This window comes from Citrobacter sp. NCU1 (genome assembly GCF_010231475.1).
GTDB lineage: Bacteria > Pseudomonadota > Gammaproteobacteria > Enterobacterales > Enterobacteriaceae > Citrobacter_D.
In genome coordinates, this window is record NZ_NRDO01000020.1 from 34127 (window position 1) to 48751 (window position 14625).

A 14625-nucleotide genomic window follows, 5' to 3' on the forward strand; every position below is an offset into this window, starting at 1 on the left:
AATGACAGATAACACGACTGCACCCGTCTACGCGCTGCGTGGATTACAGTTGATTGGATGGCGCGATATGCAGCATGCGCTCAATTACCTGTTTGCAGAAGGCCAGATCAAGCAAGGAACGCTGGTGGCAATCAACGCCGAGAAGATGCTGACGGCGGAAGATAACCCCGAAGTCAGGGCGTTGATTAATGCCGCTGAATTTAAATATGCGGACGGTATTAGCGTTGTGCGCTCGGTGCGCAAAAAATTCCCTCAGGCGCGTATCTCGCGTGTTGCCGGAGCCGATCTCTGGGAAGCGTTGATGGCGCGGGCGGGGCAGGAAGGCACACCGGTCTTTCTGGTTGGCGGCAAGCCGGAGGTGCTGGCGCAAACGGAAGAAAAATTACGCTCGCAATGGAATGTGAATATCGTCGGCAGCCAGGACGGGTATTTTAAGCCGGAAGAACGTCAGGCGCTGTTTGAGCGAATTCATGCCAGCGGCGCGAAGATTGTGACGGTCGCGATGGGGTCGCCAAAACAGGAAATCCTGATGCGTGATTGTCGTCTGATTCATCCACATGCCTTATACATGGGAGTGGGGGGGACGTATGACGTTTTTACCGGATACGTTAAGCGCGCGCCAAAAGTATGGCAAGCGCTGGGGCTGGAATGGCTGTACCGCTTATTATCACAGCCGAGCCGTATTACCCGACAGTTACGTTTACTGCGTTACCTCCGCTGGCACTATACCGGCGACCTCTGAATTTCCCTCCTGATCTCCCGGGTAGTGCACTTCTTAATGCACTACCCCTTCGCCTCATAATCGCTGATTTATTGCTCAAAGCATTTATTTTTTTAATGCTTTGTTTGCCATTTTGGAAAATTTAAGAAACCATTCGCCCCCATCATTGCCGTGCCGTGGTGTTTTTTACGCCAGCCGTAAACCGCCCGGCACTGCATGGTCAGTTATGGCAAAAGACATATTCATAACAATAACCGGTCATACCGGTAAAAAGGCAAACACGACCAGAGGAACTATGGCAGAGAAGAAACCGGAGCTACAGCGTGGGCTGGAAGCTCGTCATATCGAATTGATTGCTCTTGGGGGCACTATTGGCGTCGGCTTGTTTATGGGCGCGGCCAGTACGCTGAAATGGGCCGGACCGTCAGTCCTGCTGGCGTATATTGTTGCCGGGCTTTTTGTTTTTTTCATCATGCGTTCAATGGGCGAAATGCTGTTCCTCGAGCCTGTTGCTGGTTCCTTTGCCGTCTACGCACACCGCTACATGAGTCCTTTCTTCGGGTATCTCACGGCATGGTCTTACTGGTTTATGTGGATGGCGGTGGGGATTTCGGAGATCACCGCCATTGGGGTTTACGTGCAATTTTGGTTTCCAGAAATGGCGCAATGGATACCCGCATTGATCGCCGTAGGGCTGGTCGCTCTCGCGAATCTCGCTGCCGTTCGCCTGTATGGTGAAATCGAGTTCTGGTTTGCGATGATCAAAGTCACCACCATTATTGTGATGATCGTGGTCGGTCTGGGGGTGATTTTCTTCGGTTTTGGTAACGGCGGTCAGGCGATTGGTTTTGGCAACCTGACGGAGCACGGTGGTTTCTTTGCCGGTGGCTGGAAAGGGTTTCTCACGGCATTGTGTATTGTGGTGGCTTCCTATCAGGGCGTTGAGCTGATTGGCATTACCGCTGGTGAAGCGAAAAACCCGCAGGTTACGCTGCGTAGCGCGGTGGGCAAAGTGTTATGGCGTATCCTGATTTTCTATGTGGCCGCGATTTTCGTTATTGTGACCATCTTCCCGTGGAACGAAATTGGTAGCACCGGAAGCCCATTTGTCCTGACCTTTGCCAAAATCGGGATTACCGCCGCGGCCGGGATTATTAACTTCGTGGTGCTGACGGCGGCACTTTCCGGTTGTAACAGTGGGATGTACAGTTGCGGTCGTATGCTCTACGCGCTGGCGAAGAACCGCCAGCTCCCCACGGCGATGGCCAGAGTGTCTCGCCACGGCGTACCGGTTGCCGGTGTGGCGCTCTCTATCGTGATTTTGCTGATAGGTTCTTGCCTTAACTACATCATCCCAAACCCTCAGCGCGTGTTTGTCTATGTCTACAGTGCAAGCGTATTGCCGGGTATGGTGCCGTGGTTTGTGATCCTGATTAGCCAGTTGCGCTTTCGTCAGGCACATAAAGAGGCGATCGCCCGCCATCCTTTCCGCTCAATTATGTTCCCCTGGGCGAATTATGTGACGATGGCGTTCCTGGTTTGCGTTTTAATTGGCATGTACTTTAATGAAGAGACTCGTATGTCGCTGTTTGTCGGCCTGCTCTTTCTGTGTGTCGTTTCCCTCGCCTACAAGGTTTTTGGCTTGAATCGGGGTGTTGATATTCAGGAAGTGGAGAAATAAGCGACAAAACGCACAAACACTGAGCAAACGATCATTTTATTTTAAAAGGCACTAGACAGCGGGGGGGGAAGTCCGTATTATCCGACCCCGCAACGGCGCTAAGCGCCCGTAGCTCAGCTGGATAGAGCGCTGCCCTCCGGAGGCAGAGGTCTCAGGTTCGAATCCTGTCGGGCGCACCATTTACCCGGTGCTGGAGCTGCGGTGGTTTTAAAGACCGCGTAAAAGATTTGTAGTGGTGGCTATAGCTCAGTTGGTAGAGCCCTGGATTGTGATTCCAGTTGTCGTGGGTTCGAATCCCATTAGCCACCCCATTATTTGATAAGTTGTGACAATGCGAAGGTGGCGGAATTGGTAGACGCGCTAGCTTCAGGTGTTAGTGTTCTTACGGACGTGGGGGTTCAAGTCCCCCCCCTCGCACCACGACTTAAAGAATTGAACTAAAAATTCAAAAAAGCAGTACATCGGCGAGTAGCGCAGCTTGGTAGCGCAACTGGTTTGGGACCAGTGGGTCGGAGGTTCGAATCCTCTCTCGCCGACCAATTTTGAACCCCGCTTCGGCGGGGTTTTTTGTTTTCTGGTATTTCCCCTCATTTGTTTTATCCCCGAATAGATCCGCAAACGCTATGTCACTATCTGACGACGCCATCGCGTAAGGTTGTCGCTGTCGGGCGACAGGTAATTTTATGTGTTTACAGTGTTTCTTTATATTCGCGGATATTTGTCGTTATGCAGAGACAAATGGCGGTTCGTGGTGTAGTCGGGGGCGGATGTCAGCCATCGCTGACCCGCTCAGGATGCGGTTCCCCGAATAGTCCGAATCCCTGTTTTTTGCAGTTCAATCATGGCACACATTGTGCAATAATATACGGGTAGATGCTCATTCCATCTCTTATGTTCGCCTTAGTGCCTCATAAACTCAGGAATGATGCAGAGCCGTTTACGGTGCTTATCGTCCACAGACAGATGTCGCTTTCGCCTCATCAAACACCATGGGCATAACGTTGAGTGAAGCACCCATTTTGTTGTCATACAGACCTGTTTTAACGCCTGCTCCTGATGGAGTGGGCGTTTTTTTATGGGCGTTACCGTAGAGAGGAATGCCCGGTAAGCTGCTCGCCACCGGGCATGAGGGCGTTATTGCGGGGGATTATTCTGCAACGTCAACATCAGGCCATCGCGACGCATAGCTGCAGCGTCTTCTGGCTGATGGAGTCTGTCCAGCACATCGGCAAGCCAGGCGTAGTCATAGGCATCCGGGCGTTGTTTGAGCGCAGCCCGGAAGGCAAGAGCAGCCTCTTGCCACTCACCATGTTTCATCAGCGACTGACCCAGCGTGCTCCACAGTAGCGGACGATCGCCGACATTTTTAATCTGTTGGCGGAGTACTTTTTCCACCAGCTCCGGATTGTTGGTTTTCAGACGTGGGATCGGCATTACCAGACGATCGTCATACTGGCGTTTCAGGCCATCGATGATGATCTGCTGTGCGGTGTCGTGATCGTCACACTCGATCAGATGTTCTGCCATGGCAACCTGCAGGGCAACCTGATGGCGGGTTTTACGGCTTTGGTTTTTCCACCAGCTACGTAACCCTTCACTGCCCTGATCGGCGCGCGCCTGATCCATCAGACCAATCCATGCCTGCTGTTCCAGTAGAGTACGATGCTCCTCATCACCGACTTTGGCTTTCGCCATCGACGGGATAATCTCCAGCAACGATCCCCATGCGCCGGTGCGGATATAGGCTTGCTCTGCCAGACGCAACACTTCCGGATGGCGTGGCGTCACTTCCAGCAGTTTGTCTACGCCGTGGCGCGCCGCGTGGTCCTCATTGCGTGCCAGTTGCAGACGTACGCGGGCGATTTCCACCGGGATGGTATCGTTACCTGCGATCTCGGCAGCGCGCTCGAGATGTTGATTTGCACGCGCTTCATCGCCACGCTGTTGCGCCGCTTCGGCGGCCAGAAGGTAGTTCACCACCGGTTGTTCAGCATGATCGGCATTTTTCGACATCAGCTTTTCAACCTGCTGATAATCACCTTCTGCCAGTTTGAGGAGCGCCTGTTCCGTTTGCTTGCGCGCACGGCGGCGTTTACGACCCACAAACCAACCGCGTGTGTGTGCACCTGTGCGGAAAACGCGGCGTAGCAGCCATTCGATCGCAAACAGAGCAACCATCATGACGATCAGAATAATCACAAGGCCGGTGACGCTGGTTTCAATGTTGTAGTTGTCGGTCTGGATCAGCACGTATCCCTGATGACCCGCGAGCATCGGGCCCACCACAATGCCGGCGATCAACAATACAAAGAGCAATAATACTTTTAGCATCATTATTCTCCTTGCGGTGCAGTGGACGGAGTGTCTGATTGTGGTGCAGGTGCAGGTGCAGGTGCAGGTGCAGGTGCAGGTGCAGGTGCAGGTGCAGGTGCAGATTCAGATTCAGATGTCGGCTCAGGTGCCGAAGTTGCTGATTGCGCCAACAAATTACGCACGCGGGTTTGCATCAGCTTCTCAAGAATTTCCTGGCTTTTCAGCGTTTCCGGCACATCCATGGTGATGCTCTGCTGGCTCAGTTTGTCCACTTCATCAAGGAACGCTTTGGTCGTCGCATCTTCGGTGTCGTAGTAAGCGCGAACCCAGGTGGAAACGTTATCCAGCGCCTGGCGGTATGTTTCTTCCTGGTGGCGTGGAACGGCTTGCGCCGCGACTAACAGGCGTGAACGGATATTTTCACGCAGGTAAACATCCTGATTTGGCGCCAGCAGCGGCACGGCAGTCTCATCGCGACGACGAATGGTAATGAAGCTGTCCATAAAATTCTGCCAGCTTTTTTGCAGGTTAATGCGCCATTCGCTAATGGAGCTCGACAGTTCGCTGCTGTCGGAATCCATCGGTGAGTCATCGTTGTCGTTGTCAGCCAGACGCAGATTATCGATCTGGTTAGAGAGTTGGTTAACTTTGAGGATAATACCGTCGTAATCCACCTGTGAGACAGATGACAGGCTGGCGATATCATCGGTAATGGCGCGGCGAGCGATGATGAGGCTCGGATCGTTCATATCCGCAAGGCTGGCATCTGCGCTCTTTAACAGCGCTGCGGCGGTGGTGACGTCCTGATCGCTCCACAGCTTACGTCCGGCAAGCTTCACCAGAAAATCAGCCTGCGCCAGCAACCAGGTTTTGGCATCGCTTCCGGAGATCGTGGCGACTTTTTGCTGCACGTCGGCGAGCTGTTTCGCCAGTGTCGTTTGCTGACGGTTCGCCTCATCCAACTGCATTGCCTGTTTTTTAATAATGCTGTCGAGTTCTGTTTTTTGGGCTTCCTGCGCTTTTTGCAACGCTGTCAGTTGGTTAGCCAACGCATCACTGGTGGCAGTCTGCGTCGTCGCCTGCTGTTTCCCCCAGCCATAAAGTCCAACACCTGCCGCAAGGGCAATGGCAATGGCGACTGCGCTCAGGATCAGCGAGGTGCTATTTTTGCTCTTTTTCTCAGTTTTGACTGGCTGTGATGTGGTTTCCACGGCCTCCCTGGTCTCTTCAACCGCGGCGGAGGATTTTTCTTGTTCCGTCATTATGGCATCCCATTATGAGAGTAATTGTAATGCGCGCAGTAGCGCATCGTTGTCGGCGTTATCAGCGACCTTAATATCTTGCCAGCCCAGTTCCCGGGCGAGGTGCGCCAGACGCTCGCTGACGACCAGCAGTCGACAGCGTAGTAACCAGTGTTCCCGATACCATTGTGGTGTCATTGACCAGAGCTGTTGCAACATCTCGCCACTGGTGACAACCACCGTTGTCACACCACGAGAGTGCCAGCGCATGGCCTCTTCAGCACCATCGTAATGTTTTGCACTGCGTTGATAACATTCACAAAAAGTGACATCAGCCCCGCGTTCGATTAGGGTGTCTCCTAACAGTTCACGTCCACCGTTGCCACGTAAAATAAGGGCCTGCTTACCTGCAATATTTTGTAATTCAGGTAATTGTAGCAAGACTTCGCTAATTTCCCGATCCAGAGGATAACGAATATTGCATCCGCTCACCGTATGAAGCGCCAGCGCTGTGGTGCGACCAATAGCAAAATACTGCGGGAGCGCTGGCCAGTTTTGCCCTTGCTGCTGAAGTTGAGCATGGGCGAAAGCGACAGCATGTTGTGAAAGGGCGAAAACGAGATCGTTCTGAGTCAGCGTGGTCAGGCGGTCGGCAAGTGTAGTGAGCTCGCGGCCTGGCGTGAACTCAATAAGCGGAAAGCTCCAGGCCACCTGCCCCAGTGTGCGCAGACGGCTCACTAACTCTTCCCCTGAGGGAGACGGGCGGGTGACCAGAATACTCATGCGGGGGCTTCTCCGTTGTAAACCTCTGTCAAAATGGCGCGGGCTCCGTTCTCCAGCAGTTCTTCGGCCAGGGAGATGCCCATCTGTTCGGCATCCTGAGGCAAGCCGCGACGTTCGCCACGAATCATCTGCGAACCATCAGGGGCACCCACTAACGCACGTAACCAGATTTCACCGTTGATGATTTCAGCATAGCTGCCAATGGGGACCTGGCAGCCGCCTTCCAGGCGGGTATTCATGGCGCGTTCCGCTTTGACACGTACAGCGGTTTCATCATGATTCAGCGGTGCCAGCAGTTCCCGGGTACGGGTATCATCCAGTCGACACTCAATGCCAACCGCGCCTTGCCCGACGGCGGGAAGCGAAATTTCTGGCGGCATGGCGGTGCGAATACGTGACTCCAGACCGAGGCGTTTTAATCCGGCAACGGCCAGAATAATGGCGTCGTAGTCACCGTTATCCAGTTTGCTGAGGCGCGTCCCAACATTGCCGCGCAACGAGCGGATAATGAGATCCGGACGGCGTTCGGCCAACTGGCACTGGCGACGCAGGCTGGAGGTGCCGACAATGCTGCCTGCCGGCAGTTCATCCAGATGATGATAGGTATTTGAGACGAACGCATCGCGCGGGTCTTCGCGTTCGCAAATGGTGACCAGTCCGAGGCCTTGCGGGAATTCAACCGGTACATCTTTCATGGAATGCACCGCGATATCAGCGCGCTTTTCCAGCAGCGCGACCTCCAGCTCTTTGACGAATAACCCTTTTCCTCCCACTTTTGCTAAAGGGGTATCAAGAATTACGTCGCCACGCGTCACCATTGGCACCAGTTCAACAACCAGTCCAGGATGATTCGCCATCAAGGCGTCTTTGACAAAATGTGCCTGCCAGAGCGCAAGAGGGCTTTGGCGTGTGGCAATTCTTAAAACATTGTCTAACATGCTTGTTACCGTCATTATCGTCCGTGGACCATCCTAACATCCTTACAAGTGGGATGTCAGTGTTACGGTCAAAGGTGAGTGAGAGAGAAGGCGTTGTGTCGTCAATGGCAGTGAAGAGTGACGAGAAAGCGCCTTGCCATACTACGGAATTTACACGAAGCGAACGGTGCTACACTGGTAAGTAGTGCAACTTTCTTTACGGTCAATGAGCAAGGTGTTAAATTGATCACGTTTTAGACCATTTTTTCGTCTGTCCCTCAAAATGACGGGGGCGAAAAAAGGCAACGGCTATTTTTGACATACGGTATATCCCGAGTGATGACGTTTGCAAAGCCACGCTACAGTGGCGGCAAACAGAAACATGACGGGTAGCAACATCAGGCGATACGTCTTGTACCTCTATATTGAGACTTTGAAACAGAGACTGGATGCCATAAATCAACTGCGTGTGGATCGCGCGCTTGCTGCCATGGGACCTGCTTTCCAGCAGGTATACAGTCTGCTGCCGACATTATTGCATTATCACCATCCGCTGATGCCGGGATACCTGGATGGTAACGTTCCCAAAGGCATCTGTTTCTACTCGCCTGATGAAACCCAACGCCACTATCTGAATGAACTGGAACTGCACCGCGGTATGTCTGTGCAGAATCCGCCGAAAGGTGAATTGCCGATCACTGGCGTTTACTCAATGGGCAGTACGTCTTCAGTAGGGCAAAGCTGTTCTTCAGACCTGGATATCTGGGTCTGCCATCAATCTTGGCTCGATAGCGAAGAGCGCCAGTTACTGCAACGTAAATGCAGTCTTCTGGAAAGCTGGGCCGCCTCGCTGGGTGTTGAAGTCAGCTTCTTCCTGATCGATGAAAACCGTTTCCGCCACAATGAAAGCGGCAGTCTGGGTGGTGAAGACTGTGGCTCCACACAGCATATCCTGCTGCTGGATGAATTTTATCGCACCGCTGTGCGTCTGGCCGGCAAACGTATTCTGTGGAGTATGGTGCCGTGCGACGAAGAAGAGCATTACGACGATTACGTGATGACGCTCTACGCACAGGGCGTGTTAACACCAAATGAATGGCTGGATCTGGGCGGGCTGAGCTCACTCTCTGCGGAAGAGTACTTTGGCGCCAGTCTTTGGCAGCTGTACAAGAGCATTGATTCACCGTACAAGGCGGTGCTGAAAACGCTGCTGCTGGAAGCCTATTCCTGGGAATACCCGAATCCGCGCCTGTTGGCGAAAGACATCAAACAGCGTCTGCACGATGGCGAGATCGTTTCCTTTGGTCTTGATCCCTACTGCATGATGCTGGAACGCGTGACTGAATATCTCACGGCGATTGAAGACCCAACGCGCCTGGATCTGGTGCGTCGGTGTTTCTACCTGAAAGTCTGCGAGAAACTGAGTCGTGAACGCGCCTGTGTTGGCTGGCGCCGTGAAGTATTAAGTCAGTTAGTCAAAGAGTGGGGATGGGACGAAGCGCGTCTGACCATGCTCGACAATCGCGCTAACTGGAAGATCGATCAAGTCCGTGAAGCACACAACGAACTGCTCGATGCCATGATGCAGAGCTATCGTAACCTGATCCGTTTTGCGCGCCGTAACAACCTTAGCGTTAGCGCCAGTCCACAGGATATCGGGGTATTGACCCGTAAACTGTATGCTGCATTTGAGGCGCTGCCGGGTAAAGTGACGCTGGTGAACCCGCAGATTTCTCCGGATCTCTCCGAGCCGAATCTGACGTTTATCCATGTGCCGCCGGGGCGTGCCAACCGTTCAGGCTGGTATCTCTACAACCGTGCGCCGAACATGGATTCCATCATCAGTCACCAGCCGTTGGAATATAACCGTTATCTGAACAAACTGGTGGCCTGGGCGTGGTTTAATGGTCTTCTGACCTCACGTACCCATCTGTTTATTAAAGGTAATGGCATTGTTGATCTGCCGAAGCTGCAGGAGATGGTCGCTGACGTGTCGCACCATTTCCCTCTGCGTTTGCCAGCACCAACGCCAAAAGCGCTCTACAGTCCGTGTGAAATTCGTCACCTGGCGATTATCGTTAACCTTGAATATGATCCGACAGCGGCGTTCCGTAATCAGGTGGTGCATTTTGACTTCCGCAAGCTGGATATTTTCAGCTTTGGCGAAGAGCAAAATTGCCTGGTGGGCAGCGTTGACTTGCTGTATCGCAACTCATGGAACGAAGTGCGTACTCTGCATTTCAACGGTGAGCAGGCGATGATTGAAGCGCTGAAAACGATTCTGGGCAAAATGCACCAGGATGCCGCCCCGCCGGACAGCGTGGAAGTGTTCTGCTACAGCCAGCATTTACGTGGACTGATTCGCACCCGCGTACAGCAACTGGTCTCTGAGTGTATTGAACTGCGTCTCTCCAGCACGCGGCAGGAAACCGGGCGTTTCAAAGCGCTACGCGTTGCAGGCCAGACCTGGGGACTGTTCTTTGAACGTCTGAACGTTTCTGTACAGAAGCTGGAAAACGCCATTGAGTTCTATGGCGCGATTTCACACAACAAGCTGCACGGGCTTTCTGTGCAGGTTGAGACAAACCATGTGAAATTACCGTCCGTGGTGGATGGTTTTGCCAGCGAAGGGATTATCCAGTTCTTCTTCGAAGAAACGGGCGATGATAAAGGCTTTAACATCTACATTCTGGACGAAAGTAACCGGCCGGAAGTGTACCATCATTGCGAAGGTAGCAAAGAGGAGCTGGTACGCGACGTTAGCCGCTTCTACTCGTCCTCCCACGATCGCTTTACTTATGGCTCCAGTTTCATCAACTTCAACTTGCCGCAGTTCTACCAGATCGTGAATACCGATGGCCGTCTGCAGGTGATCCCGTTCCGCGCGCAGTCGATTGGTACGGTACCCCCGGCCAGCCAGGACAACGACACGCCGTTGTTACAGCAGTATTTCTCTTGATGTTTGTGCCGGATAAGGCGAAGACCCTATCCGGCATAAAACTTAACGGAAGCTAACGTCTTCACCCGCTTGTTGCGTTGCAGCTTGTTCCAGTAGTGCCCAGAACGTCTCGCCGCTGCGGTCGCAGATCCATTCGTCGCCTTTCAGATCAAAATGGTAGCCACCCTGTTTGGTCGCCAGCCACACCTGATGTAGTGGCTCCTGGCGGTTGATGATGATTTTACTGCCGTTTTCAAAGGTAATGGTCAGCACGCCACCGTTAATTTCACAGTCGATATCGCTGTCGCCGTCCCAGTCGTCCAGGCGCTCTTCAATGGTCATCCACAGGGTATCTGCAAGGCGATGAAATTCACTGTCGTTCATTTTTTTATCCCATTTTTCGTGATGTTCGCAGTATAACGCGAAACAAAACACGTTGCAGTTTGCAGGCAAACTCTTGCTTTTACGTCTTCTCCTGCGATGATAGAAAACAGAAAGCATGAACCTACAGGCAATCCACAATGAAAAACGTGTTTCCGGCACTCGCTGTACTTCTTACTCTGTTCAGCCTGACAGGCTGTGGTCTTAAAGGCCCGCTCTATTTTCCGCCAGAGGACAAAAATGCACCGCCTCCGACGCATAAGGTTGAACCGCAAACGCAATCCACCGTGCCAGAACGAAATGATCGTGCAACAGGCGACGGCCCTACTCAGGTGAATTACTGACGGTAAACTCCTGTACCCGCGTGAATGGAGCGAATGATGCAATTCTCTAAAATGCATGGCCTTGGCAACGATTTTATGGTCGTCGACGCGGTAACGCAGAATGTCTTTTTCTCGCCGGAGCTGATCCGCCGTCTGTCGGACAGACATCTGGGTGTCGGGTTCGATCAACTGCTGGTTGTCGAACCGCCTTACGATCCCGAGCTGGATTTTCATTACCGCATCTTTAATGCGGATGGGAGTGAAGTCTCGCAGTGCGGCAACGGTGCACGCTGTTTTGCCCGGTTTGTTCGCCTGAAAGGGTTGACGAACAAGCGCGATATACGCGTCAGCACGGCCAATGGCCGCATGGTTCTGAGCGTCACCGACGACGAACTGGTGCGGGTCAATATGGGCGAGCCCAACTTTGAACCGGCGCAAGTGCCTTTTCGCGCCAACAAAGCGGAAAAGACCTATATTATGCGAGCCGCTGAACAGACAGTATTGTGCGGCGTCGTTTCGATGGGGAACCCGCATTGCGTGATTCAGGTTGATGATGTTGATACGGCTGCCGTAGAAACGTTGGGACCGGTTCTGGAAAATCATGAACGCTTTCTGGAGCGCGCTAATATCGGGTTCATGCAAGTGGTCAAACGCGAGCATATCCGGTTACGCGTTTATGAGCGTGGGGCAGGAGAAACCCAGGCCTGCGGCAGTGGCGCGTGCGCTGCTGTGGCTGTCGGTATTCAGCAGGGTTTGCTGGCAGAAGAAGTACGCGTGGAATTACCGGGCGGTCGTCTTGATATCGCCTGGAGAGGTCCGGGCCATCCGTTATATATGACTGGCCCGGCGGCACATGTCTACGACGGGTTTATTCATCTATGAAGCAACCAGGGGAAGAACTACAGGAAACACTCATGGAACTGGATGACCGTGCGGTCGTCGAGTATTTGCAGCGTCACCCTGAGTTTTTTATCCGCAATGCGCGCGCTGTCGAAGCGATGCGTGTCCCGCACCCGGTGCGTGGAACCATCTCTTTAGTTGAATGGCATATGGCGCGCGCGCGCAACCATATCAATGTTCTCGAAGAGAACATGACGCTACTGATGGAGCAGGCGAACGCCAACGAAAGCCTGTTTAATCGGCTGTTGCATCTCCAGGGGCGACTGGCGTCAGCCAGCAGTCTGGATGAGTTGCTGATACGTTTTCACCGCTGGGCGCGCGATCTTGGGCTTGCAGGCGCAACAATCCGCCTATTCCCCGATCGCTGGCGTCTCGGTGCGCCGTCGAGTTTCACGCATCTGGCATTAAGCCGCCAGGCCTTCGAACCGTTGCGTATTCAGCGTCTGGGGCAGGAACAGCACTATCTTGGTCCGCTCAACGGTCCGGAACTGCTGGTGGTGCTGCCGGAAGCCAAAGCGATAGGCTCGGTGGCGATGTCAATGCTGGGACGCGAGGGCGATCTTGGCGTCATGCTTTTCAGCAGTCGTGATGCTCACCATTATCAGCAGGGGCAAGGGACGCAGTTGCTGCAAGAGATAGCGCTAATATTGCCGGAGTTGCTTGAGCGTTGGATTGAACGTGTATGACGGATTTGCCGCTTTCTCAGGATGTTGCCCGTTTTTTGCGTTATCTGGGCGTGGAGCGGCAGCTTAGCCCAATAACACTCCTGAACTATCAGCGTCAGCTTGATGCCATTATCGCTTTAGCCGGGGAAACCGGAATGCAAAGCTGGCAACAATGTGATGCTGCGAGAGTACGCAGTTTTGCGGTGCGCAGTCGTCGCAAAGGGCTTGGGCCAGCCAGTCTGGCATTGCGCCTCTCTGCATTACGCAGTTTCTTCGACTGGCTGGTGAGCCAGGGCGAGTTACCGGCCAACCCGGCGAAAGGGATCTCCGCACCCAAAGCGCCGCGCCATCTGCCGAAAAATATCGACGTTGACGATGTGAATCGCCTGCTGGATATCGACCTCAATGATCCGCTTGCCGTGCGCGACCGGGCAATGCTGGAGGTGATGTACGGCGCAGGGTTACGTTTGTCAGAATTGGTTGGGCTGGATATTAAACATCTCGATCTTGACACTGGCGAAGTGTGGGTGATGGGGAAAGGCAGCAAAGAGCGACGCCTGCCCATCGGGCGTAATGCGGTGGCGTGGATCGAACACTGGCTGGATCTTCGCGGTTTGTTTGGCGGTGATGACGATGCGTTATTTCTCTCCAAACTGGGGAAACGGATTTCAGCGCGTAACGTGCAAAAACGGTTTGCTGAGTGGGGCATTAAGCAGGGGCTGAATAGCCATGTGCATCCGCATAAACTGCGCCACTCGTTTGCCACCCATATGCTGGAGTCGAGCGGCGATCTACGCGGCGTGCAGGAACTGTTGGGGCATGCCAACCTCTCGACCACCCAAATCTATACTCATCTTGATTTTCAACACCTGGCCTCGGTGTACGATGCGGCGCATCCGCGCGCCAAACGGGGGAAATAATGCGTTTTTACCGGCCGTTGGGGCGCATCTCTGCGCTCACCTTTGACCTGGATGACACCCTTTATGATAACCGTCAGGTTATTTTGCGCACGGAGCAGGAAGCGCTCGCCTTTGTGCAAAACTATCACCCTGCGCTCCGCACATTACAAAACACCGACCTGCAGCGTTTACGCCAGGCGGTGCGTGAAGCGGAACCCGAGATTTATCATGATGTGACCGAATGGCGGCACCGTGCGGTAGAACGAGCCATGTTGAATGCGGGATTATCAGCGGAAGAGGCAACAGCGGGTGCCAACGCCGCAATGATGAATTTCGCAAAGTGGCGTAGCCGGATTGTCGTCCCGCAGGAGACACACGACACACTGGCTGCGCTTGCTGAAAAGTGGCCGCTGGTGGCGATCACCAACGGTAATGCGCAGCCGGAATTGTTTGGTCTGGGCGACTATTTTGAGTTTGTTCTGCGGGCGGGGCCGGACGGTCGTTCTAAGCCGTTTAGCGACATGTATGCCTTAGCGGCGGAGAAGCTCAACGTCCCGATTGGCGAAATCATGCATGTGGGTGACGATCTGACCACTGACGTCGCTGGCGCCATTCGCTGCGGCATGCAGGCGTGCTGGATCAAGCCAGAGAATGCTGATTTGATGCAGACCAATGACAGCCGGTTGTTGCCGCATCTGGAAATTTCCCGGTTGGCATCGCTGGTCTCGCTGATATAATCCTCAATAGTTCTGTATAAAATTCCAGGGTTTTGGCGGATGGCGCTAGGCTTATCCGCCCTACGGTGACTGCAATCACGTAGGCCCGATAAGCGAAGCGCCATCGGGCATTTCGCAGTTTATCTA

General features: G+C 53.5%; 13 protein-coding genes and 4 tRNA genes. 12 read left to right on the forward strand and 5 right to left on the reverse strand.

From position 1 onward, the window contains the following. Window position 1: 1 nt before the first annotated feature. The 6 genes from wecG to CJP72_RS07955 all read left to right on the forward strand — a co-directional run bounded on the left by wecG (window position 2) and on the right by CJP72_RS07955 (window position 2941). The gene (gene wecG / locus CJP72_RS07930) at window positions 2-742 is read left to right on the forward strand and encodes a lipopolysaccharide N-acetylmannosaminouronosyltransferase (protein WP_162380330.1); all 741 of its coding nucleotides are present in this window, start codon (window positions 2-4) and stop codon (window positions 740-742) included. A 274-nt stretch (window positions 743-1016) separates the two neighbouring features. Next, window positions 1017-2402, forward strand: coding sequence for a bifunctional threonine/serine APC transporter ThrP (thrP, locus tag CJP72_RS07935; RefSeq protein ID WP_162380331.1), 1386 nt, complete (start codon window positions 1017-1019; stop codon window positions 2400-2402). 102 nt (window positions 2403-2504) lie between these two features. Next, a tRNA-Arg gene (locus CJP72_RS07940) sits at window positions 2505-2581 on the forward strand. 56 nt (window positions 2582-2637) lie between these two features. After that, window positions 2638-2713: transfer RNA gene (locus CJP72_RS07945), tRNA-His, on the forward strand. A gap of 22 nt (window positions 2714-2735) precedes the next feature. Continuing rightward, window positions 2736-2822, forward strand: a tRNA-Leu gene (locus CJP72_RS07950). 42 nt (window positions 2823-2864) lie between these two features. Then, window positions 2865-2941, forward strand: a tRNA-Pro gene (locus CJP72_RS07955). Window positions 2942-3536: 595 nt separating this feature from the next. On the opposite strand, the gene hemY is transcribed toward CJP72_RS07955, so the two are convergent. The 4 genes from hemY to hemC are packed head-to-tail and all read right to left on the reverse strand — an operon-like array spanning window position 3537 to window position 7677. Beyond that, a complete protein-coding gene (gene hemY / locus CJP72_RS07960) occupies window positions 3537-4733 on the reverse strand; it encodes a protoheme IX biogenesis protein HemY (RefSeq protein ID WP_162380374.1) in 1197 nt (398 codons plus the stop codon). 2 nt (window positions 4734-4735) lie between these two features. After that, on the reverse strand, window positions 4736-5977 hold the full coding sequence (gene hemX / locus CJP72_RS07965; RefSeq protein WP_162380332.1) for a uroporphyrinogen-III C-methyltransferase: 1242 nt from the start codon (window positions 5975-5977) through the stop codon (window positions 4736-4738). Between the two features lie 12 nt (window positions 5978-5989). Further along, a complete protein-coding gene (hemD, locus tag CJP72_RS07970; protein WP_162380333.1) occupies window positions 5990-6739 on the reverse strand; it encodes a uroporphyrinogen-III synthase in 750 nt (249 codons plus the stop codon). Then, on the reverse strand, window positions 6736-7677 hold the full coding sequence (gene hemC / locus CJP72_RS07975; RefSeq protein WP_162380334.1) for a hydroxymethylbilane synthase: 942 nt from the start codon (window positions 7675-7677) through the stop codon (window positions 6736-6738). The genes hemD and hemC overlap by 4 nt, the downstream gene beginning before the upstream one ends. A 391-nt stretch (window positions 7678-8068) precedes the next feature. On the opposite strand from hemC, the gene cyaA reads away from it, so the two are divergent. Then, complete coding sequence (cyaA, locus tag CJP72_RS07980) at window positions 8069-10615, forward strand: class I adenylate cyclase (RefSeq protein WP_162380335.1); 2547 nt, start codon at window positions 8069-8071, stop codon at window positions 10613-10615. Between the two features lie 42 nt (window positions 10616-10657). On the opposite strand, the gene cyaY is transcribed toward cyaA, so the two are convergent. Then, window positions 10658-10978, reverse strand: coding sequence for an iron donor protein CyaY (cyaY, locus tag CJP72_RS07985; RefSeq protein ID WP_162380336.1), 321 nt, complete (start codon window positions 10976-10978; stop codon window positions 10658-10660). Window positions 10979-11115: 137 nt separating this feature from the next. Between cyaY and lptM the strand changes: the two genes are divergently transcribed. The 5 genes from lptM to yigB are packed head-to-tail and all read left to right on the forward strand — an operon-like array spanning window position 11116 to window position 14499. Further along, a complete protein-coding gene (gene lptM / locus CJP72_RS07990; RefSeq protein ID WP_162380337.1) occupies window positions 11116-11319 on the forward strand; it encodes an LPS translocon maturation chaperone LptM in 204 nt (67 codons plus the stop codon). Window positions 11320-11355: 36 nt separating this feature from the next. Continuing rightward, window positions 11356-12180: a diaminopimelate epimerase gene (gene dapF / locus CJP72_RS07995; RefSeq protein ID WP_162380375.1), complete on the forward strand. Its 825-nt coding sequence runs from the start codon at window positions 11356-11358 to the stop codon at window positions 12178-12180. Next, a complete protein-coding gene (locus CJP72_RS08000; RefSeq protein WP_162380338.1) occupies window positions 12177-12884 on the forward strand; it encodes a DUF484 domain-containing protein in 708 nt (235 codons plus the stop codon). Before dapF ends, CJP72_RS08000 begins: the two co-directional genes overlap by 4 nt. After that, window positions 12881-13783, forward strand: coding sequence for a tyrosine recombinase XerC (xerC, locus tag CJP72_RS08005; RefSeq protein WP_162380339.1), 903 nt, complete (start codon window positions 12881-12883; stop codon window positions 13781-13783). Before CJP72_RS08000 ends, xerC begins: the two co-directional genes overlap by 4 nt. Continuing rightward, window positions 13783-14499 (forward strand): 5-amino-6-(5-phospho-D-ribitylamino)uracil phosphatase YigB, encoded by a 717-nt coding sequence (gene yigB / locus CJP72_RS08010; protein ID WP_162380340.1) that lies wholly within the window; start codon window positions 13783-13785, stop codon window positions 14497-14499. Before xerC ends, yigB begins: the two co-directional genes overlap by 1 nt. Window positions 14500-14625 lie beyond the last annotated feature (126 nt).